17 protein-coding genes and 1 pseudogene are annotated in these 21,216 nt (G+C 40.2%); 13 read left to right on the top strand and 5 right to left on the bottom strand.

Going from position 1 to position 21,216, the window contains the following annotated elements:
* Positions 1-68: 68 nt before the first annotated feature.
* The 5 genes from ACT3S9_RS03960 (at position 69) to ACT3S9_RS03940 (ending at position 6,697) form a co-directional block, all read left to right on the top strand.
* Complete coding sequence (locus tag ACT3S9_RS03960; RefSeq protein WP_441835708.1) at positions 69-848, top strand: DUF2189 domain-containing protein; 780 nt, start codon at positions 69-71, stop codon at positions 846-848.
* Between the two features lie 154 nt (positions 849-1,002).
* Positions 1,003-1,695 carry a VC0807 family protein gene (locus tag ACT3S9_RS03955; RefSeq protein WP_441835707.1) on the top strand — a complete coding sequence of 231 codons (693 nt, stop codon included), beginning with the start codon at positions 1,003-1,005 and terminating at the stop codon, positions 1,693-1,695.
* A 19-nt stretch (positions 1,696-1,714) separates the two neighbouring features.
* Complete coding sequence (locus tag ACT3S9_RS03950) at positions 1,715-2,167, top strand: GNAT family N-acetyltransferase (RefSeq protein ID WP_444750730.1); 453 nt, start codon at positions 1,715-1,717, stop codon at positions 2,165-2,167.
* A 386-nt stretch (positions 2,168-2,553) separates the two neighbouring features.
* Positions 2,554-3,072, top strand: coding sequence for a DNA starvation/stationary phase protection protein Dps (gene dps / locus ACT3S9_RS03945; RefSeq protein WP_441835983.1), 519 nt, complete (start codon positions 2,554-2,556; stop codon positions 3,070-3,072).
* A gap of 691 nt (positions 3,073-3,763) precedes the next feature.
* Entirely contained in the window at positions 3,764-6,697 is a 2,934-nt protein-coding gene (locus tag ACT3S9_RS03940) for a TonB-dependent receptor (protein ID WP_441835984.1), read from the top strand.
* A gap of 128 nt (positions 6,698-6,825) precedes the next feature.
* Here ACT3S9_RS03940 and ACT3S9_RS03935 read toward each other — a convergent pair whose 3' ends face one another.
* Positions 6,826-7,503, bottom strand: coding sequence for a glutathione S-transferase family protein (locus ACT3S9_RS03935; RefSeq protein WP_441835985.1), 678 nt, complete (start codon positions 7,501-7,503; stop codon positions 6,826-6,828).
* A 385-nt stretch (positions 7,504-7,888) separates the two neighbouring features.
* On the opposite strand from ACT3S9_RS03935, the gene ACT3S9_RS03930 reads away from it, so the two are divergent.
* The gene (locus ACT3S9_RS03930) at positions 7,889-8,041 is read left to right on the top strand and encodes a hypothetical protein (RefSeq protein ID WP_441835986.1); all 153 of its coding nucleotides are present in this window, start codon (positions 7,889-7,891) and stop codon (positions 8,039-8,041) included.
* Positions 8,042-8,161: 120 nt separating this feature from the next.
* Here ACT3S9_RS03930 and ACT3S9_RS03925 read toward each other — a convergent pair whose 3' ends face one another.
* Complete coding sequence (locus ACT3S9_RS03925) at positions 8,162-8,410, bottom strand: hypothetical protein (RefSeq protein ID WP_441835987.1); 249 nt, start codon at positions 8,408-8,410, stop codon at positions 8,162-8,164.
* A gap of 175 nt (positions 8,411-8,585) precedes the next feature.
* Between ACT3S9_RS03925 and ACT3S9_RS03920 the strand changes: the two genes are divergently transcribed.
* Positions 8,586-9,734 carry a hypothetical protein gene (locus ACT3S9_RS03920; protein ID WP_441835988.1) on the top strand — a complete coding sequence of 383 codons (1,149 nt, stop codon included), beginning with the start codon at positions 8,586-8,588 and terminating at the stop codon, positions 9,732-9,734.
* A gap of 52 nt (positions 9,735-9,786) precedes the next feature.
* On the opposite strand, the pseudogene ACT3S9_RS03915 reads toward ACT3S9_RS03920, so the two are convergent.
* Positions 9,787-11,854, bottom strand: a pseudogene (locus ACT3S9_RS03915) (catalase).
* Positions 11,855-12,086: 232 nt separating this feature from the next.
* Between ACT3S9_RS03915 and ACT3S9_RS03910 the strand changes: the two are divergent.
* The 3 genes from ACT3S9_RS03910 to tnpB are packed head-to-tail and all read left to right on the top strand — an operon-like array spanning position 12,087 to position 13,600.
* Positions 12,087-12,899 (top strand): IS4 family transposase, encoded by an 813-nt coding sequence (locus ACT3S9_RS03910; RefSeq protein ID WP_444750729.1) that lies wholly within the window; start codon positions 12,087-12,089, stop codon positions 12,897-12,899.
* 45 nt (positions 12,900-12,944) lie between these two features.
* Positions 12,945-13,250 (top strand): IS66 family insertion sequence element accessory protein TnpA, encoded by a 306-nt coding sequence (tnpA, locus tag ACT3S9_RS03905; protein ID WP_443489032.1) that lies wholly within the window; start codon positions 12,945-12,947, stop codon positions 13,248-13,250.
* A complete protein-coding gene (tnpB, locus tag ACT3S9_RS03900; RefSeq protein WP_024605589.1) occupies positions 13,247-13,600 on the top strand; it encodes an IS66 family insertion sequence element accessory protein TnpB in 354 nt (117 codons plus the stop codon). Before tnpA ends, tnpB begins: the two co-directional genes overlap by 4 nt.
* 326 nt (positions 13,601-13,926) lie before the next feature.
* Here the strand turns inward: tnpB and ltrA are convergent, their stop codons facing one another.
* The gene (ltrA, locus tag ACT3S9_RS03895) at positions 13,927-15,201 is read right to left on the bottom strand and encodes a group II intron reverse transcriptase/maturase (RefSeq protein ID WP_086960535.1); all 1,275 of its coding nucleotides are present in this window, start codon (positions 15,199-15,201) and stop codon (positions 13,927-13,929) included.
* 1,012 nt (positions 15,202-16,213) lie between these two features.
* Between ltrA and ACT3S9_RS03890 the strand changes: the two genes are divergently transcribed.
* The 3 genes from ACT3S9_RS03890 to ACT3S9_RS03880 are packed head-to-tail and all read left to right on the top strand — an operon-like array spanning position 16,214 to position 20,026.
* Positions 16,214-17,218, top strand: coding sequence for a tyrosine-type recombinase/integrase (locus ACT3S9_RS03890; protein WP_444751102.1), 1,005 nt, complete (start codon positions 16,214-16,216; stop codon positions 17,216-17,218).
* 7 nt (positions 17,219-17,225) lie between these two features.
* Positions 17,226-18,878: a phage integrase SAM-like domain-containing protein gene (locus ACT3S9_RS03885; protein ID WP_444511450.1), complete on the top strand. Its 1,653-nt coding sequence runs from the start codon at positions 17,226-17,228 to the stop codon at positions 18,876-18,878.
* A complete protein-coding gene (locus tag ACT3S9_RS03880) occupies positions 18,875-20,026 on the top strand; it encodes a hypothetical protein (protein WP_444750728.1) in 1,152 nt (383 codons plus the stop codon). Before ACT3S9_RS03885 ends, ACT3S9_RS03880 begins: the two co-directional genes overlap by 4 nt.
* Here ACT3S9_RS03880 and ACT3S9_RS03875 read toward each other — a convergent pair.
* A protein-coding gene (locus ACT3S9_RS03875; protein WP_086962489.1) for an IS3 family transposase occupies positions 19,974-21,133 on the bottom strand; the annotation gives its coding sequence in 2 pieces (ribosomal slippage) (positions 19,974-20,860 and positions 20,860-21,133; 1,161 coding nt in all). The genes ACT3S9_RS03880 and ACT3S9_RS03875 overlap by 53 nt on opposite strands.
* Positions 21,134-21,216: the final 83 nt, after the last annotated feature.

The following is a 21,216-nucleotide window of genomic DNA, read 5'->3' as shown; positions in this document are numbered from 1 at the left end:
GTATCGCTTACTTGTAAACAATAGATATTTGTTCTAAACCTAAAGAGTACCTTTAAAGGAGCACTTTAATGCCTACAACAAACACTGTAGAGAAAAAAGCACAGTTTGCACGCTGTTTAGAATGTAATAAAGTAAATACTTTCGCCGCTTTTCATTGGCTAGCACTGGCTTTTAAAGATATAGCGCAAGCTCCAATATTGAGCCTTATTTATGGATTAATATTTACCCTCATTCCCGTCGCCATTCTATATTCAGCCTTTTTTACGGGGACGCATCTAGTTATTCTTCCTGCCTCGGTAGCCTTTGTTTTAATAGGCCCTGCATTTGCTGTAGCTTTATATGATGTTGCATGGGAGCTTGAAAAAGGTCACAAACCTACTCTTATGCACTCACTAAAATCAATGTTTAGAAACCCTGCCGGTGAATGGGGATTTGCAATATTACTGATGATACTCATGATTATTTGGATGCGCCTTGCAGCACTTGTTCATGCTCTTTACCCAAGTTATGCTAATCCAAGTTTTGAAGAGTTGTCGGCTTTTTTAACCTTAGGCACAATTGTTGGTTGCGTCTTATTAGTGACTGTATTTGCTATATCTGCATTCACGCCACAAATGATGATGGAAAGACGTGTCGATATAATGACCGCAGTTATGTCCTCAATGAATGCTGTAAAAACTAACTTTAGTGCGATGATTGTATGGTCTGGCTGTATATTTGTATTAGTGGCAATTGGCTTTGCCACTGGTGCTGCTGGCTTTATTGTGATTATGCCACTACTCAGTTACGCCAGTTGGCATGCCTATATCGCCATAATAAAAACCAAAAAAGCACGTAGGTATGAATAACTATTAACTTTTACTTTTACTTTTACTTACAAATGCTCGCAGGTGCTAGCCCTATTTAAGCTGAAACTCGAATAATACAAAATTGCAATAGCGTGACGCAGCCAAAGGTTAGCTGATATACTTTTGCTATTGAGTTTTTAAGCAAGTATTCCCAATGAGCGAACCCACAAAAAAGAAGAGTAATTTTTTTAGTAACCTTATTTTCAATATCGTTTTACCCGCCGTTATACTTAGTAAATTTAGCAGCCCCGATACTTTAGGCCCAGTATGGGCAGTGGTGATAGCACTGGCTTTTCCACTACTATTTGGTCTGTGGGAGCTTAAGCAATCTGGCAAAGTAAACTTTTTTTCGATACTGGGCATAATTAGTGTACTACTCACAGGCGGCATTAGCTTATTGGAGTTAGACCCATCTTACATTGCAATTAAAGAAGCCATGGTGCCTGGCATTATTGGTATTGTGGTACTTATAAGCCAATATACACCTTACCCGCTAGTAAGAAAGTTGCTAATAAACCCAGAAATCTTAGACACCGAAAAGTTAGCCAAAGAGCTCGAACAACAAAATAATACCGCTATTTTTGATAAAAAAATGCGCCAAGCAGGCTTTATTGTTGCCTGCTCATTTTTCTTATCGTCAATACTTAATTATATTTTGGCTAAGGCAATTGTAGTAAGCCCGGCAGGCACCACAGCTTACGCAGAAGAGTTAGGTCGTATGACATGGTTAAGCTACCCAGTCATTGTATTACCAACCATGGTAATGATGATTGCTGCTATTATTTTCATTTTTATGCAGATTAAAAAGCAAACCCAAAAACCGATAGATGACTTTATACTCTCTTAACAAAGGCAAGGTTTAAAATATGAAACTAAGAGCCGCAACAAAAGCAGATATACCTGTTCTAAAGCAATTGGAGCAGGCTGTCATTGACGCTGAGCGGCCGCTTAATTCAGCAATAAAACAAGTAAATGCTAAATACTATAATCTTGAAGAGTTAATTTCTGATCGCAACACTGTATTAGCCATTGGTGAGACGAACAACCAAATTATAGCTACTGGGTATGTACAAATCAGAACATCTAAACAGCAGTTGCAGCACCAACAGCACGGTTATTTAGGCTTTATGTATGTTACACCAGATATGCGCGGTCAGGGCTTAAATCAGCAAATAATGGGATATTTAATTGAGTGGGCTAAAGCACGCCACGTAACTGATTTTTACCTTGATGTATACAATAACAATACCGCGGCTGTTTGTGCCTATGAAAAGCTGGGTTTCGAGCCTTGCCTACTCGAAATGAAATTACACCTTTAACAATTATACTCCCTTATAGCACCATGACTGTTATAAATAGGTAACTCCACCGCTCATCCAGTCACTGCAGGCAAGCAACAATATACTAAGTCAATGCAAAAGCTTCAATGTCTTATATTTCTCGATAAGAGCCGGTGACAAATTAACAATCTCTGCCTACGTTAAAACTTTGCAGATTTTACAAATATAAGCAGAACTTTCATAATTCACGCTAATTTAATTAAGTTAAAACACTCACTTTTTTACTGAAAATCCTCTGTGGCGTAGCTTGTAGCAAAAATCTTTATTGCGGCGCAGTAATTGCATTATTTAATGCAAGATAAAGGATGTCCATAAACTAGTTTATTTACTTGTGGACAATTGACTTATAAAGACGAGGAGAAGTGATGAGTAACACACCAAACAAAACAGCTGATTTTACCGCACCTGGCGTAAAAAATGAGTCTGCACAAGATACAATCACTATTTTAGATAACCGCATGGTTGCCCTAATTGATTTACAACTGACCTTAAAGCATATCCATTGGAATGTAGTTGGCCCTAACTTTATTGGCGTACACGAAATGCTGGATCCACAGGTCGAGGTTGTTCGCGAAATGACAGATACCATAGCAGAACGCATCGCAACACTTGGCGGAGTGCCTGTAGGTACACCGCAATCGATTGTTGAACGTCGTACTTGGCAAGACTATTCAATTGGCAAAGGTCTTGTAACCGACCATTTAACGGCTTTGGACAAGGTATACAACGGAATTAACAAAGATCACAGAAAAGCACTTAACACACTCTCTGAACTCGATCCTGTTTCTGAAGATATGATAATTAGCCAGCTTGCTGATTTAGAACAATTTCAATGGTTTATCCGTGCTCACATAGAGTCAGCTACAGGCGAATTAAAAAGCTAATACAAGTAATATAAACATTATCGGTTGCTATGCAATTAATAGCTAGCAGTCAAAATAGAGACTAAGCCCAGCCATTTCAGTGCTGGGCTTTTTATGATCTGTCATTCATTGTTGATGGCCTACCTCTCTTAAAAACACACCACACCAAGCAATGTTACCAATAAATAAATAAAACACATAATTGGTAATACAACACGGTAAGATCCACCTTGTAGTTAACAATTTCAGTAATAGATCGAAAAAAAGCTTTGTTACATGTGAATGTCAATTTAACACGCACGACTCATTACTTATCAGCTAAGTAAGCGTCAAGTAATTAATATCACACAGTTATTCTATATAACCCCCCCAACTCCCTCCTTCCTCTTACTTTTTATGCACCTACAAGCGAAACAAAATATACCTGTTTGCTTATTTTTAACCGCTGGTTATTACAACATTAAATTTAAAACCAAAATTAAAACATCCAGCTAACTCGTTAAATTAATTATAAATAAATAAAATAAAGTTATAATTGTAAGACCAAAAGTGAATTTATGGTAAACAAAGCTTGAAATAAAAAACTAAATAGTTTAATTTTAATCACATCATCTGTATGACAACTAAGATGGTCCAGATAAACAAATTGGTAAACCAACATTCACTGGTAGCACACAATGACTCGAGTGATACTCAAAATCGGGAGAGATACATGAAACTCAATAGCATTACTTCAACATTAATAGGCAAACAACAAAGAAGTAGCTCTACACTTATCGGAGCCGCAGCGCTTTGCTTATTAAGCACATCAGCACTTGCTGAACAAGAAGCTGAAAATGAAGTGAAAAAAGCAGATGACGGTATAGAAGTCATTCAAGTAAGTGGTATTTTAGGAAGTTTAAGAGAAGCTTCTTTAATCAAACGTACTGACGGCCGTATTGTTGATGCTATCGTATCTGAAGATATTGGTAAGCTTCCTGACAATAACATTGCTGAAGCACTGCAACGCATTACAGGTGTCTCTATTAACTCTGATTTTGGTGTAGGTGATAGCGTTTCTATTCGTGGCTTGCCCCAGAACCGTGTCGAATTAAATGGTCGCTCTACTATCGGTGATTCTCGCGACGGCATCAGCCTACAAGATTACCCATCAAGCTTTTTGAAATCTGTTGAAGTCGTAAAATCACCAACGGCTGATATGATTGAAGGCGCATTAGGCGGCACTGTAAGCTTAAGAACAGTCCGCCCGCTTGAATTAGATAAGCTCACCGCAGCTATGTCAATTGATGCTGAATATGCAGATAAAACTGAAAATGTAGCCCCCATTTTTAGTGGTTCTGTAGGTAATAACTGGGATTTTGACGAGCTTGGTACCTTTGGTGCACTTGTGATGGTTTCGTATCAAGACCGTGAACTTCGTCAAGATGAAACATCTAGCCGAGTAAAGCCACAAGACACTGAAATTAATGGCCAACCTGGAAACACTCCAAGCGGTAATGCTATTATTAGAGACGAGCATAGTATTGAACAATATGTAGAAAACCGTGAACGTACTGCGCTTGCTTTATCATTACAATGGGCTCCTGAATCTGCTGATGGCATGGTTTATCTTGATTTAAGTGGCACAAAACGTTCAGGCGAGCAAGCTGGTAACTCTATTTTAGGTGTTGGAGGTTCTTTATCAACTGATGCCAATACCACCCAAACTGCAAATGGTGTTAACAATTATACGCTTACTAACGAATTTGGTATTCCAAAAACGTATAGTGATTTTCGTGAAACAGAATCTTTCTCAAATGCGCTAGGTGCAGAATGGATTGTTGCTGATGGTGTAATGATTTCGGGCGAAGTGGCTGTCGCCTCGTCTGACAGTATCCGCCCTGATTCAGAGTTTACACTACGCCCAGTTCAAAAATCAGTCTATGAAGAAAGTGGTGGCGTTGATTTAGAAAACAATTTATACGATAGTTCTTTCTCTCAATCAGGTAATAAATTGCCAAGTATTGTAAATTCAGATCCAACAGCATTTACCGATCCACAAAACTTAGCTTTACGTACCTTTAAAAGTGAAGAACGTAACACTTACAACGATGAAACCGCAGTACGTTTTGACGTTGTAATAGATGAACCACTTGGCATCAACTGGGTATCGAGCTTAGAAGCAGGTGTTCGAGCAACAAAACGTGACTTTGAATATGAACAATACAAAGTTGAATTGACCGATATATATAAAAATGCTTATAACGACTCAGACGGTTCAAGTGCAACGCTATGGGCTGATGATTATAACGCGGCTTTTCCTGGTAGCTTTACCACAATGAGTCATGAAAATTCATTTGATCAAATTGGTCAATCTGGTCAAAATGATTTGTTAACCTTCTTAACTTATAATGGTTTATCTAATCCAGCAAATACCTACGCACAGCTACAACAGCTACTTTCAGGAACTAACCTGGCAACCACAGGAAGCTTTGCTGATAACCAAGAGTTTCAAGAAAGTGCCTATAGAAATGTTGCTGAAGATACTGCAGCAATCTATTTATCTGCTCATCTAGATTTTGATTACATTACAGCTATTGTTGGTGGTCGTTATGTTACAACTGACCTTGAATCAAGCGTTTACAGTAATGGTGAAAAAATAACTGGTGAGAATGATTATAGTGACTTCTTACCTAGCTTAAATGTAACTTATAATTACTCTGACGATACACTATTTCGCTTCGCTGCGGCTAAAGTAATGCGTAGAGCTGATTTTAATGAACTAAGCCCGGCATTTGATGTTAATAACGATACAACAGGTGCAACCCAGGGCTCTATTGATTTAGAACCATACCGCGCTACACAATTTGATTTATCTGTTGAGCACTATTTTGGTGACGGTAACATTGTATCATTTGCAGTCTTTTATAAAGATGTTAAATCTTTCTTAAGTAACGAGAGTAGCTGTGTTGCTTCAGACTCAACTTCAGGTCAAAATGTAACGCAATGGAACCAAGTATGTCAGCTAGATAACGCAGGCGTATCACAAGACAACATGGTTTATTCTGATGCGACAGACTTCCCTGTTGATGCTGATGGCTTTGACTATGTTTCAGGTCTTAGAGACGCAGGGTTAACAGGTATCGATACTATCAAAAATGTGAATGGTGAAAATGGTACTATTCAAGGCTTTGAAGTAGGCTACCAACAGTTCTTTTCCAACTTACCAGGCGCGTTCTCAGGCTTAGGTTTAAGTGCTAACTATACTTATTCTGATAGCGAACAACCTAATGGTAACCCACTATTAGAGATATCTGAAAACACTTATAACCTGCAGTTGTTTTGGGAATATAATGGATTTTCAACTCGTCTAGCATATAACTATCGTGATAGTTTCCTTGATTCTGAAAACGAAAAACGAGTAGAAAACATCAACTTAAACGGCAGCATTGCAGAAGAAGGCACTGTATATGGTAATAACTACCGCGACGACAGAGGCCAGTTAGACTTCTCAGCAAGTTGGGATGTTAACGAAAACTTCACAATTGTAGGTAATGCCACAAACTTAACAGGTGAACCTTCTATTTACTTATCAGAATTAGATGGTGCATGGAAATACACCGAAGCTGATCGTCGTTTCAGCTTAGGCTTTCGCGCTAAGTTCTAACTTTCCCTTAGCCCTATTAATATAAATAATGGCGCTAGTACTTAAAATAAGTACTAGCGCCATTTATCTTCACTTTATTCAAAAATTAACTATTACTAACCACCTCAGTAAAATCGTAAATTTAAAAATTAAGTTTTAGCATAGTTTGATGGGAAAAATGCGCGGCGAGCCTGTTCATCAAAATCTTTCTTGAATTCAATACCAGTGCTAATACTACGAGCGCGCTCTACTGCTGGGCGACTATCGATACTGTCAAACCAACGCGTTAAATTTGGATACGGTGCTAACCCTTCTTCACCTAAAACAACCTTTGCTTTATCAATCCAGCCCCATGCTGAAACATCAGCAATTGAGTACGTATCACCAACAATAAAGTCACGCCCTTCTAAATGGGTATCTAAAACTTCATAGTGGCGTTGTGCTTCACGTAAATAACGGTTAATTGCGTAATCTAATTTTTCCGGCGCGCCATACCTAAAGTGTACAGATTGCCCTGAATATGGCCCCAGCCCTGAGGCAATAAACATTAACCACGACAGCATTTCAGCGCGATCTTCAGGTTTTCCAGCAAGCTTGCCGTGCTTTTCTGAAAGATACATTAAAATAGCATTTGAATCGAATACACGCATTCCATCATCTGTAATTGCTGGCGCTTTAGCATTAGGATTAATCTCTTTAAATTCAGTAGTATGTTGTTCGCCTTTTAAAGTATCAAGCGGTACGACCTCGTATGGCAAGCCTGTCTCTTCAAGAAACAGAGCAACTTTCATTGGGTTTGGTGTGTGGTGGAAATAAAACTTAATCATGTTGGGCTCCTCAATTATTGAACAATAATTAAAGCACACGTTGAGCAGTCGTTCAACAAACGATTATACTTATGTCCTCAGCTACCTAAGAATGCTTGAGTAACTATAAAAATAAACTGAAAAATGCCTTAAGAGAAAGTAAGGCTCAGGGGCTTGAAGTGGCATAAAATATAAACCTCAGTTCCTGCAATGGAGTAACTGGGCCGAATCTTGACTCTCCTTACTTTATCGCCCGGCCGATAAAGACCCATTAGCATTCTTAATGGTAATTACTTCTTCATCCCTATCATTTAAAAGCAGCTATTCATAAGCCTTAGTGGTAAGTTTTTTAGAAAATCCTTATCACGCTATAAAGGCGTGTTTATCTTTCTAGGTTTTGTCAGTAGTGTGTGCATTTAGACAAGACAGCGCCGTTATCATCGGCACATCAGATGCCACCAAATCGGCATTGGCAGCAACTATGAATTTACGTATTAAAAAAACCACCTCACGCACAATGCTAGTCATGTATAACATTGATAAAGACCAAGATGATTAAGTAGAAAATGACTTTATAGAACCTCAATAAGAGGTTTTTTAGTTCAGAAAAACTAAAGCTGAGATGACCAGAACGCTCTTCTCAGCTTGCTGATGAAAGTATTTTTAGCTAAAAACCTTATTAATGTGGCTTTTTAGGGCCCTGACGCACAAGATCTTTACCGTTTTCAAACACGTTATCTGTCACCCAACGTCCTAACAGCAATTTATGTTCATCATCAAGTACAGCCACAAATGGACGACCATCACTGTTATTGGTAGCAAGTGCTACACCCGCGACATTCTCTAATCCCAATCCACCACTTTCAACTAATAGCAAAAAAGCTTCAAGCTCTTCAAGGGTGCTAATTACATCATTATCATTAATCATAATATTACTCGGTTATAACTTAATGAGCGTAGCATAACAGTTTGCGGCAGTAGCCTCTAGGAATGGGCAAAAGGAGCGTATACAAAGGCAACCAACTTTTTTATTTGCGCTCGTGCAATATACATAGGATAGTGATATTTATCCGCAATCTTACTGAAGACTACATAGGACAACCATGATCAGATTACTTTTTGCCTCTAGTTTAATTTTATCTTCTTTTACAGCTCTAAGCGCAGACCTTACTATTGAAGAGCAACGTATTGAAAAAGCTCAAACAGCAATGCCCAAGGTTTTAGCGGCGTTTTCAGATGACCTAGCTGAGTTTGAACAAAGCTGGAAAAAACTAAAAAACCTTAAGCAAGCCAGCGATTTAGTCCATGATTACTCGAGCCAACTTTGGCTCGATGCCAGAGAGCGCATAACAACAACTAAAAACTATGACGACCGAGCACTTTACTGGGCACGCTTACTTTCAAGCAAAGTCATTCGCACAACAAACCCGAGCTTTACCCTAACGAGTGACGAACAAAATACTCTTTTAACCATGCTTGAAAACGGCAGTCGCGGGCGCAACGATTTAGCCTATTCAAAAGGCACCAGAAAAAAAATACTACTGACCGGTTTTGACCCATTCTTACTTGATAGAAACATTAACCAAAGTAACCCATCCGGCATCGCTGCACTATTATTAGATGGTCAAGTGCTCACATATAAAGGCATTACCGCCGAAATAAATACCGTAATGGTGCCAGTGCGTTATGAAGATTTTGACCAAGGTATTATTGAACAACTACTTGCACCCTATTACGCACTGAACAACGTAGATATGATAGTAACAGTCAGCATGGGCAGTAAAGACTTCGATCTTGAGCGCTTCCCGGGCAAACGCCGCAGTGTAACCGCCCCCGACAACGCCAATATAGTATACGGCGGCACATCAACAGCGCCCAAGATCCCAAGCTTGAACGATCGCCCACTACCAGGCAGCGAGTTTGTAGAATTCAGTCTGCCTATAAAACAGATGCTACAAGCTAAAGGGGCATTTCCGATAAACGATAACCACGAAGTGATCACCCTCGAAAAATCGTTTAAACCTAAAACTTATGCAGAGTTAAAAGGCGCTATAGCCGTAAAAGGCGGCGGCGGTGGCTATCTGTCGAACGAAATATCTTACCGCAGCATTCGTTTACGTAATGAGCTAAATTCAGATATTCCTACAGGCCACATTCACACCCCTCGTATAGCGCAATTTGAACCAGAAACAGAAGAAAAAATTGTAAAACAAATAAAAGCAATGCTAGAAAAAAGCTTAGAAGCTTTGTAATAACGTAAAGATTTAAAGGCCAGTTTTACTGGCCTTTAAGCTATGAATGATATTATCTTTGCCAATATCTTAAATTACGAAGTGTGGTTAAAAATTCACTCGATGGTACTTTGTCTAAATTTAGCCAACCATCATCACATTGTTCGTTTAATCCTGCGGCTTCAATCAAAGCTGAAGCTTCGTCGTTATAACCTATGTACTTCATATGTGCATGGGCATCACTAACAAAATCTTTCGCTTCAGGTATTTTAGCAAGCTCTTTCGCGCCTGATGCTGTTGTTAATATCGCCACCGCGTCATATAACACTGACGGGCCGCCATTAATGACTTGATCAGCAGCAACATGCTCACCATTACTGTTTTTTGCTCCACCGACTTGCGCCGCTATAACTTCATAAGAAGCCCCTTCCTTTTCAAGGCTTTTTATTAGGGAGTCAAAAATCTTCGCATCAAAACCTTCACTTACTAATATACCGAGCTTTCTTCCTTTAAAGGTGTTTGGTGAATTTTTTAAAATACTCAGTGCGTCAGATAAAGGTAGGTCTTGACGAGTTTCACGTGCAGCTTCAGCTCGCTCTGGCATTTGTTGTAACCCCAACCCTTTGGCTACTTGTTCTGCTAAATCTTCGTCAATGTTCAATAAATGAGAGACTAAACGCTCTCTAATTGGTAAGTGCTCAACTTTTGAAAGCTCAAACACATAGGCGTTTTGAATATGAATTTTCTCAGTTTTTGTTTGGCTTAAATAAAACTGGCGTGCTTGGCTATAATGGTCACTAAATGTATCAGTTCGGTATCGTAATTTACTGCCTTGTGTTTGTGTGTCTGTGCTTTTAAATCCATGTACAGGGCATTCTCTAGGGTTATTCTCGTCACCACTGAACGAGTTAGGTTCATAGTTAACTCGACCTTTAGGATTTTGCATTGCCATATGCCCGTCTTGTAAAAAGTTTCTCATTGGGCATTTGGGTGCATTGACAGGAATTTTGAGTAAAATTAGGACCACCTAAGCGTTTAGTTTGAGTATCTAAGTATGAAAAGTTACGACCCTGCAATAAAGGATCGGGTGTAAAATCAAGCCCCGGCACTATGTTTTGTGTACAAAAAGCGACCTGTTCCGTTTCAGCAAAAAAATTATCAACTACTCTATTTAATACCATTTTACCCACGATCTTAACCGGCACTTGTTCTTCAGGGATTAATTTTGTGGCGTCAAATACGTCAAACTCAAAATCATCTGCAAATTGCTGATCAAAAACTTGCACGCCCAACTCCCATTCAGGGTAGTTACCTTGATTAATTGAATCCCACATATCGCGACGGTGAAAGTCAGGATCAGCACCATTTAGTTTAAGTGCTTCATTCCATACAACAGACTGCATGCCACCTTTTGGCTTCCAATGAAACTTAACAAATTTTTCTTCACTGTTGGCATTAATAAACTTAAAAGTATGAACACCAAAGCCTTCCATAAATCTTAGCGAACGCGGAATTGCTCTATCTGACATTGCCCACATTATCATATGCATCGACTCTGGCGATAAACTGACAAAGTCCCAAAAATTATCATGAGCAGTTTGTGCTTGCGGAAAACCTCGATCAGGCTCGGCCTTAGCGCTGTGAACTAAATCAGGAAACTTCATTGCATCTTGAATAAAAAATACTGGAATATTATTACCCACTAAATCCCAGTTTCCTTCTTGGGTATAAAATTTAACAGCAAAGCCACGTACGTCGCGGGCTAAATCTGGCGACCCTTTACTTCCTGCAACTGTAGAAAAGCGTGCAAAAACAGGTGTTTTTTCACCTTTGCGTTGAAAAATATCAGCAGAGGTTAAATCATCTAGCGCATCGTAAGTTTCGAAATAGCCATGAGCACCATACCCCCTCGCATGAACAACCCGCTCTGGAATACGTTCATGATCAAAATGAAATAGCTTTTCCCTAAGTACATGATCTTCCATTAACCCAGGTCCACGTTGCCCCGCTTTGAGTGAGTTTTGGTTATCACTAATAGGACAACCCTGCGCAGTGGTCATTGTAGGGTGGTTTTTATCAGCAGTTTGGTGCAACTCACCGCCATGCCCTTGGTTTTTTGAATACTTAAATGACTCAGCCATGATCTTCCTTCCTAAATAGGTTTTTCAAGTAGCGATATGAAACAGTGTTTTTAATAAGCTAACTGGAACAAGCAAAAAAAAGACCATTGAAAAACCATTTAAAAATCAGACAATAAGAACTAGCAGAGGTTAAGGCCTAAAGTATCCCCAAAATTAGCCTTTATATATCAATGAACTAATAGTGTTAAAAAATATGGGTAGTGAGGGAACATTCATGGTGTTTTGTGATCTTATGAATCGCTTAAAAACAACAGAACTAAACACCATGAATGCGTCTACTATTTTGCACAATATGCTCCGCGCTGTCACCCCTAACTCTATTCATAAAGCCAGATTTAATACTCTAGTCGCTGCCGTTAAATCTCTTTTGCACTGTCAGCAATGCACCTTGACATCTATTGGTCGCAATTTGGATTCAAAAACAACTGAAAAACATGATATTAAGCGTATTGATCGACTACTCAATAACCACGAGCTTTTGCGTGAATCGACATCGGTTTATGTTCGCTTAAGCCGTTTTGTGGTCACTGAAAAGCATCCCGTCATATTGGTTGATTGGAGTCATGCAGATACACAAACCAAATACTGTATTCTGCGTGCTAGCATTGTCAGTGAAGGTCGCTCTTTGACCTTATACCAGGAAAGTGCATTCAGCTTTCAATATCATTGCCCAAAAGTACAAAAACGGTTCTTGAAGATGCTCAAACTGATCTTGCCGAGTGATTGTCGGCCCGTTATTGTTACGGATGCGGGCTTTAAAGTTCCTTGGCTCAAAGCCGTGCGAAACAATGACTGGCATTATATTAGCCGAGTTCGAGGTACGGCACACTTGAAAACGCAGGGCAGCGATGAGTTTGTTCCATGCCAGTCACTATTCAAGAGCAATCAACGTAAGAGCCAGTATCTTGGCGCGACCGAGCTGACCAAAAGTGCAAAATATCAAACGCATGCAGTGTTGGTTGGCAAGGGACATAAGTTATTAAAAAGAGATAAAGAACGCGGTTATAAAGGTAAGCGCGCAATTAAACCCACATACCAATATTAATGCTACCTATGCATAATTTACTCAGCATATTAACCTGAGGTAATTATGAATAAACAGCAAAAAATAAAACACTGGCAAGGCATTTTTGAGCAGCAAAAATCGAGTGGTTTAGCCATCATTCAATTTTGTCGTGATAACAACATTAACGCATCGACTTTCTATGTTTGGCGTAAACGCCTTTCTGACGAAACGATAAGGGTTAAAAAGCAACAGGTGATCCCGTTTGTTATTCATGAGCAAGCCTTTACGCAACCTTCAATCATTAAACTCACCACACCAAACGGCTATCAAATAGACTTCGAGTCGACATTAGCTAACCAAACGCTAGCCAAATTATTGAGCGTACTGTGACACCTTGCACCCACCAAGTTTACTTGGTCACGGGATTCACCGACATGCGAAAATCAATCAATGGGTTAAGTATTATTGTCAGCGATACCCTATCTCTCGATCCTTTAAGCCAAGCGTGGTTCGTTTTTTGTAATAAACAACGCGATAAATTAAAAATTTTGTTTTGGGATACCAATGGTTTTTGGCTTTATTATCGTCGCTTAGAGCAAGGACGATTTCAATGGCCAAATCATGCTCAAGCACACGTAGCCATGGGGATTGAACAACGGCAGTTACAATGGTTATTATCTGGCTTACCGGTAAATAATAAAACCCGCCACTCAACTTTATCAGGGTTATCAGTGATGTAAATTAACCAGATCGTTTTTTTTACTTGAACGATCTTTCCCATGTGTCATGCTATTAAAATGCCAGACACTATTCTCATCACCGAACTACAAAATCAGCTTGCACTTATGCAGGCTAAGCTTGATGGCTTAGAAAAAGATAAAATTTCACTGCAAGAAGATAAGGTTGAAATGCAATCGCGGATTGACCACTTGCTTGCTGAGCTTAAGTTAAGTAAATCCCAAAAATACGGTAAATCGAGTAGGGTGAGGCTTATGCCTCATCCCTCTCACAGAACCGTACGTACGGACCTCGTATACGGCTCCTGTACCCTTCACATTTTATCAACTTATTTCCTAAACGCCGATAAAGCAAGCCATCCCGTATTCACTTTTTCTATTGGATATAAACCAAGCTCCTCAAACCATTGGTTTGGCATCGATACACAAGATAAAGGGCTTAGTGAGTTACGCCACGAGTTCATCTTAATGAACTTAAACGGTGGCTTTTTTCCTAACTGCTTTAGTCGTCGATGTAGCCTTGATGGCTTCTTCCACAACCTCAGCTGTATTGCCCTTAGTCTTCGTCTGATCCAACCTGCCAAGGCTTTTAGCTCTCGTTTACAATTGGCTATACTAAAATAATTTACAAAACCGCGCACAACTGGATTTAGCCGTTTTATTACTTCTGCTAAATTTATGCCGCCGTTACGTTTTGTTAATTGCTTCACTTTTTGTTTAAACCCGATGAGTTTTGATGCTTGTATCCGTGTCCACTGGCTACCTATCTCTACTCCCAAAAACTTCACTCCTTTGCTGCTATGAGCAATATGGGTTTTATTTTGGTTCACGGTTAATTTCAAGTCTCGCTCTAGTATCTGGGTGGATGCCTTAAGTGCTTCTTGCGCTGCTTTTTCTGTGCTGCACAAAATCAAGATATCATCTGCATACCTCACTATTCGGTGATTACGCTTTTTCATTTCTTGATCGAAAGCATCTAGGTAGATATTGGCCAATAACGGGCTAATTACGCCACCTTGTGGGCTTCCTATCGTACTAGCCTCCCAGTGTTCACCTATCATTACTCCGCTTTTTAAGAACTGATTAATCAGTTTTAAAATACTACCGTCCGTCACTTTGCGTCTAACACTCCTAATTATCAAAGCATGATCAAGCAGGTCAAAACACTTCGACAAATCCATGTCTACGACCCAGTCGCGATGGTATTTACGGATAAATACACTTGCTTTACTGATAGCGTCATGACAGCTTCGTTTCGGCCTATACCCATAACTCGATGGGTGAAAGTCGATGTCGAATATCGGTTGGAGTATGTTCAATAGTGTTTGTTGCACTATTCGGTCTCGAACTGCGGGGATACCTAGCATTCTGACACCGCCATCATCTTTGGGTATTTCCACCCGTTTGACAGGTTGTGCCCTATATTGCTTGGTTTGCAGCTCAAGTTGCAGTTGTTTTAAGTTTGCTTCTAAATTCAGGGCGAATGCGCCTACGGTCTGCCTATCTATTCCGGCCGCTCCTTTAGCTGCTTTCACTTTTTTGAATCCCTTGTACAGGTTATTAATGTCTAATAATTGTCCGTACAAGCTGTAGTAAACTGTCATTTTCTGCCTTTGCTTGCGGTATGTCTGCTCGTGTCACTCTACTTATCGCTGATTCTTCATGATGACATTAGGTGTGCTAGCCTTTTTTGGCAATCTGCCTAAGTGGTCAGTCATTACTCCATTGCTCGCCCTTCAATTCTCAGCGTCTACATTCCTGTTTGGCCGTCATATTTTGGCTATTTCCGTCGAAATACTTGTGAGCCGATAAACAAAAGTTCCCGTCTTTCATACGCTTAAAGAATACTTCCCCCCTTCGCAATCAATTAAAGCTTTTGGCTAAAGTTGACCCCATCAAACATAATGTTGATGGTCGGCTTGGTTTTCCCCTCCACACCATTACTGGCTTTCATCGGCCTAGCCTTACTCACTACTACGGGTTCATCTGCCACCTCACACCGACACTAAATCTTGGCTTTCACCTTGAATTTAGGCCACTTACTCTCATTAAGTTTAGATGCCAGGCTTCCCCAGTTACTGCACTGGCTCCCTGTTAGAAATCCCACCCTCAAGCACAGTATTGGTCTGACTAAGTATAGGGCGTTGCGCTATTTTGCACGCTGACCCACCAATACTGCCGAAACAGGTTACGGTTAGTTGTGTACCTCTAACTTCTTATGGCTTCCTTCAGACCCCACCGTTGGCCAGTGACGCCCTTGCCATTCAGATTATCTTCCCCTTAGTCAGGGTGATAAGGCATCTTTCAGCCTATCGGGTTTGCCAGCTTCGCTGGGCAAACAAAAAAAGCGAACCATCTATGGTTCGCTTTTTCTTCTTTATGTATTCACAATCTTAATTGTTATGAATCCCTTAAAGTGTAACTATTGCTTGATGTTCTAAAATACCTGTTCATACTGGTTATTAACACAGGTATAGAGTAATGGTTATGATCGTACTGAAATCCACATCTGACTTTGAGATAGAAAGCGTCAAATACCCCAATTTCCCTTTACTGACTTGGGAGACTGATAATTCAGATCTAGGGATTGAATCTGGAAACCTTTGTGTAGAGGCAATGCAGTTCTTGATCTATGAGTGCCTAAAACGAGGTCGAGTGAATAGTGAGAACACTTGGTGGACGTATGGCAATCATTTAGCTCAATTCCTGACATTCTGTGAGCAGAACAGTTTGGATTGGCGAGATATTTCAGAAAGCAGTGAAGATGAAATGTTAGTCAGTGCTTATCGTGACCTTTGTGTTGGTGAGTTTGGCATGTCGGTTAATTCAACCAATCAGCACTTACGAACGATAGTGCGTTTCTACTCCTATGGTGTTGGTAAGTGGTTTAAATCATTGCCTTACTCTCTAGAATCCGTTTCAGTGAATAAAGGGCAGCAGTTTCTAGCTCATACCGAAAGAAATGGTGGTAAGAAGTACAGCTCTGATTTGATGATGAAAACCTTTGAGAAGAAAGCTAAGTTTTTGTCAGCTATTGAAGTGAAAGAACTGCTATCTGCGATTGAAAATCCAACCTTAAAGCTGATGGTTCGCTTATGTCTACAGACAGGTATCAGACGTAAAGAGCTGTTGTTGTTTCCGTTGCACGTAATACGAAAGCCAACTGGAAATCGAGCTTACTACGAGGTCAATATTTCGCGAACCAAAGGTGAGAAAGAGCGTAAGATACACATTCCAACACGACTGATGGAAGACTTGTGGCGTTATGTCAATGAGGCTCGTTTTCGGAAGCAGCAAGAGTCAGGAGTGGTATCAGACTGCTTGTTTTTAACGTCTGATGGTCAAGAGTGGACTTCTCAAGGCTCTGCTTTTGGTAAGGCTCTCAAGTCGCTTAATTTGCCCTTTCACGTATCACCGCACATGTTAAGACATACTTACGCAACGCACATGCTAAAAGGAATGCTAGAACATAAAAGCAGCAGATTTGAACCCTTGATGTACCTACAAGCTCGGCTTGGGCATTCAAGTATCACAACCACAATGAAGTATTTGCACTTGGTTAATGATTTAGTCGATGACTTTTCGATTGAGTATCAGCAACAAGTTGATGCGATTGCGTAGGTAAAGTATGGCTAGGCAAAGAAAAAAACTGTCGATTAACAAAGACAAGCTAAAGAAAACGTCGGCAGTAGAGCCAACTATTGACACTACTCAAAATCGAGAAATAGTCCGACCAATCAACCCTGTTGTGAATTACCCCAATATCGGTTCAAAAGGTGGTAATGGTTCTAACATTAATTTTACTCGTTTCTATGGCAAAGGTTATGACGACATTACAAATCGAGTGTACTACACCGCAAAAGCTCTGCTGAAAAATACCGATGCTCTTAGCGAGGAAACTCAAAGAAGTTATTTTAATAGTGGTTTTTCCCATTTCGCTGAATACCTTACATTATTTAGGTATTCAGCGAGTGAGGACTTAACACAAGCAGATATTACACCAGAGTTGATCGACCAATATTTACTGCACCTTAAAGGTAGTGATATTGGGTATAACACCCAAAAAGGTTACTACACTCATCTCAAGTCAATGCTGATACACATGAGGGACAAGGGCTATTGGTCAGTCATTGGTTACATCAACCTAAACAGTGATTTCTTTCCTAAGAGCCCATTTCCAAATTCAAGTAAACGTGCAAAGGGCGAGAAACCTCTGACTTCCCATGAAAAAAGGCAGGTGGTAGTTGCGCTAAAACAAGCAATTAAGCCGATTTATCAAAAGACCGAACCACTAACAGGTTATCAGTTAACACTGTGTTTGTTAGCTGTGGCGATTCAGACAGGCATCAACACATCTCCGCTTCTCAATATGACTACCGACTCATTGACCGACCACCCACTTAAAGATTGCCGCAAGCTCTTAACCGTATTCAAAAAAAGAGGCAACACCACGCAATTGCACAATTTACGAAAATCACAGGAACTTGAAGTGGTGCAAGGAATAAAGCTTGATGTTGCTTATCTTATTGAGGCTATCATTGAGCGTAATAGCCAAGTGAGAAAGTCTATCGATTCCGACTTGGTATTTGTCTATGAGCCTAGAGTTGCCCACATAGGTGCAGAGAGAGGTACGGTCTCCTCTCTAGCAGAAAGGCTGCTTCGATATAACATCAAAAAATTCATCAAAGAGTACGACTTAAGAGATGAAGATGTTCGAACGATGAAACTTAATGTAAGCCGTTTTCGCAAGACGTTCATCAATGGTATTTATGAGCTGAGTGGTGAGAGTTTGTTAATTGCTGCGCGGCAAGCCAAACACAGTGGGACAGGAACGCTTGACCACTACCTGCAAGCTCCTGAGCAATCAAAGCGCAACTTGGGCTTAATGGGTGAGATACGAGTTAAAGAGCTAACGTGCGCAGAGCCAAGTGTCCCTGTAGGGCATTGTAAAGACCCTAAGAATGGCGATAAAGCACCGAAAAATGGCTCGTTCTGTAATGACTTTTTAGGCTGCTTCCGCTGTAAAAGCTTCGTTATTACAGGTGATGATTTGTACAAACTCTTTAGTTTTTATTGGGCGATTATTCGAAGCCGTGACGAGTTTGGTCGTAAAGACTGGAAGCGTCATTTAAAAAATGTTCTAAGAATCGTAGATGAAGAAGTTGTCCCTGAATTTGCAAAGCTTGGTCAGCTACAGCGTGTAGAGGCTGAAAAAGAACGGGCAAGATCTAATCCACATCCGTACTGGCAAAACCTTGATATGTTGAAGGTGACGCAATGAGTTCAATTGAGTTAATACTCACGCAAGCTGAGTTTGCAATTCAGCAATGCCCAAAGCCAAGCACCAGTGCGCTTGAGCAAGTCATTGATGGCTCTCTAACGGGTATCGTGACCTACATTAAACTCGCCAATGGTGAATACCAAACGCTATCTCGATTTGAGGAAGATGTATGGGTGTTTCCTGCTAGGAAAGGTACGAAAGCAACTATAGCAAGTGCATTAAACCTTACTTTTTCTACGATTGATGATACTCAAATGAAGCGCATGGCAAAGTGGGTAATCTGGAGCAAATTCAAAAAGGGGTTAGCTCTTAATACTCTTGTGAAAACATTGGACAAGTTGAAAAGTTATTTTCAGTGGGTTTTAAGCTCAGATACTACAGTTACACATGGGCTGACAGCTTTTACCTCAAATGCCTACGTTAGGCATGTAAATACCCTGCACTCAAAACGAAAAGGCGAGACTAAACCACTGACAGCAGTCACCAAGGTGGATAGATTCCGCGTTCTAGAATACCTTTATTACCACTGTAAAGAGTTTGATTTTGTCAAAGAGCATCCTTGGCCTCAATCAACCGCTAATGAGCAAGCAGGGTATGTTGGTGAAGCGTATCGGGAAGCCATTACCAAAGGTAAGACCCCCATTATTCCAAATAAAGTGCTAATTCCGCTGTGCCAGTTCACTAAATCATACCTAGATAAAGCTGATGAAATTCTGGAATCGTCAAAAAAGAGAGAAACATTGCTACTTCGAGATAGCTGTATCTTCTGGCTGTTACTCACAACGGGTATGCGTATCCATGAAATATTAGGCATTAAGCGTGATGCGTATCGCTCTGAAACGAAAGGTGACACCACTTACTACCACATCGAAACTGTCTCTGAGAAAACACATACAGGGTTAGCTGAGTGGATTGCGCCAAGGATAGCCACGGAAGCGATTGATATTCTTGGCCGTTTGAGCGCTCCACTTCAAGACCAACTTGAGTGTGATTTACTAAAAGCGAAAGCAAGCAACGATCATGTGGAAGCACATCGACTTGAGGAAATCTCAAACCACATCTGCCTTGTAATGGTCAACAAATTCTGTAGAGATTCTAAGCGGCATTTTTTAATTCATTATATTTCTGATGTGGCGTCATATAATTAAGCGTAGAATGCCTACGTTTGTAATTGTAAAACTGAATATAATTGTCCACCTCACTTATAACTGAATGATGATTTATAAATGACAGGCGATTCAGTCGCTCTGTTTTTAAACTTCTAAAAAATCGCTCCATTACTGCATTATCCCAACAATTACCTCGACGACTCATACTTTGCGTTATAGTTAGTTGTGATAACCGAGCTCTAAACGAGGCCGCAGAATACTGACACCCCTGATCGGAATGAAACATCAGTTGATTAAGAACCGGCTGTTGACGCTTAATAGCATTATTCAATGCTGCTATAGCCAATTCAGCATTTGGGCTTGTTGATAAGGCATACCCTACAACTTCCCTCGTTGATAAGTCTAACACACAGGCCAAGTAGCTCCACCCTTGATGGTTCCTGATATAGGTAATATCACCGACCCAATGCGTGTTATGTGAATCAGGGTTAAACTCTCGTTTTAAGAGGTTCTGTGCGTACTTATGTTCATCACCTGAGTTAGGGTAGTAATGTTTTTTCTTCGGCCTGATGGCTTTTATATTCAACTTTTTCATCAGTGCCGCTGTTTTATATATTCCAATCGTATGATTTAACGCATTCAGTTCAACGTTCACTCTGCGTCTACCATACGTATAACCAGAATCGTCAGCGATAGATTTAATTAACTCCAGCAGTGCCTGCTCTGACTTATTTGGCGCGACGGGCGCATAGTAATAACTACTTGTACTGACTTCTAAAGCACGACACAACTCAGATACCGTATAGCTTGGGGTCGCTTTCTTCAACGCTTTAATTACTTTAAATTTTGATTGTCGCGAATGAAGAAAGCGGTGGCTTTTTTTAATATATCATTATCCCTTAAAGCTCGCTGTAGCTGCTTCTCTAGCAATTGAATACGTTGCTGTTCTGGTGTGAGTGCTTGTACATTTCCCGGGCTCTTACCATCTAGCTCAGATAGATATTGTTGCTTCCAACGTGATACTGCTGACTTTCCTGCGCCAGACATCTCTTCAATTTGCTTATTGGTATAACCTTCTTCTACCATTAATTTGGCATATTCAAGTTTTTGTTGTGCACTGAGTGTTACTTTTGATTTTCTGGTCATAGTGATACCTTTTGGGTTTAGCTCATTTTACGCTATAAACCTGTCCAGTTTCATTAGACCATTACACCTATCGAAAAACCGGG

Source organism: Pseudoalteromonas sp. AOP31-A2-14, from assembly GCF_052378035.1.
GTDB lineage: Bacteria > Pseudomonadota > Gammaproteobacteria > Enterobacterales > Alteromonadaceae > Pseudoalteromonas.
This window is presented reverse-complemented; position numbering and strand designations above follow the sequence as displayed.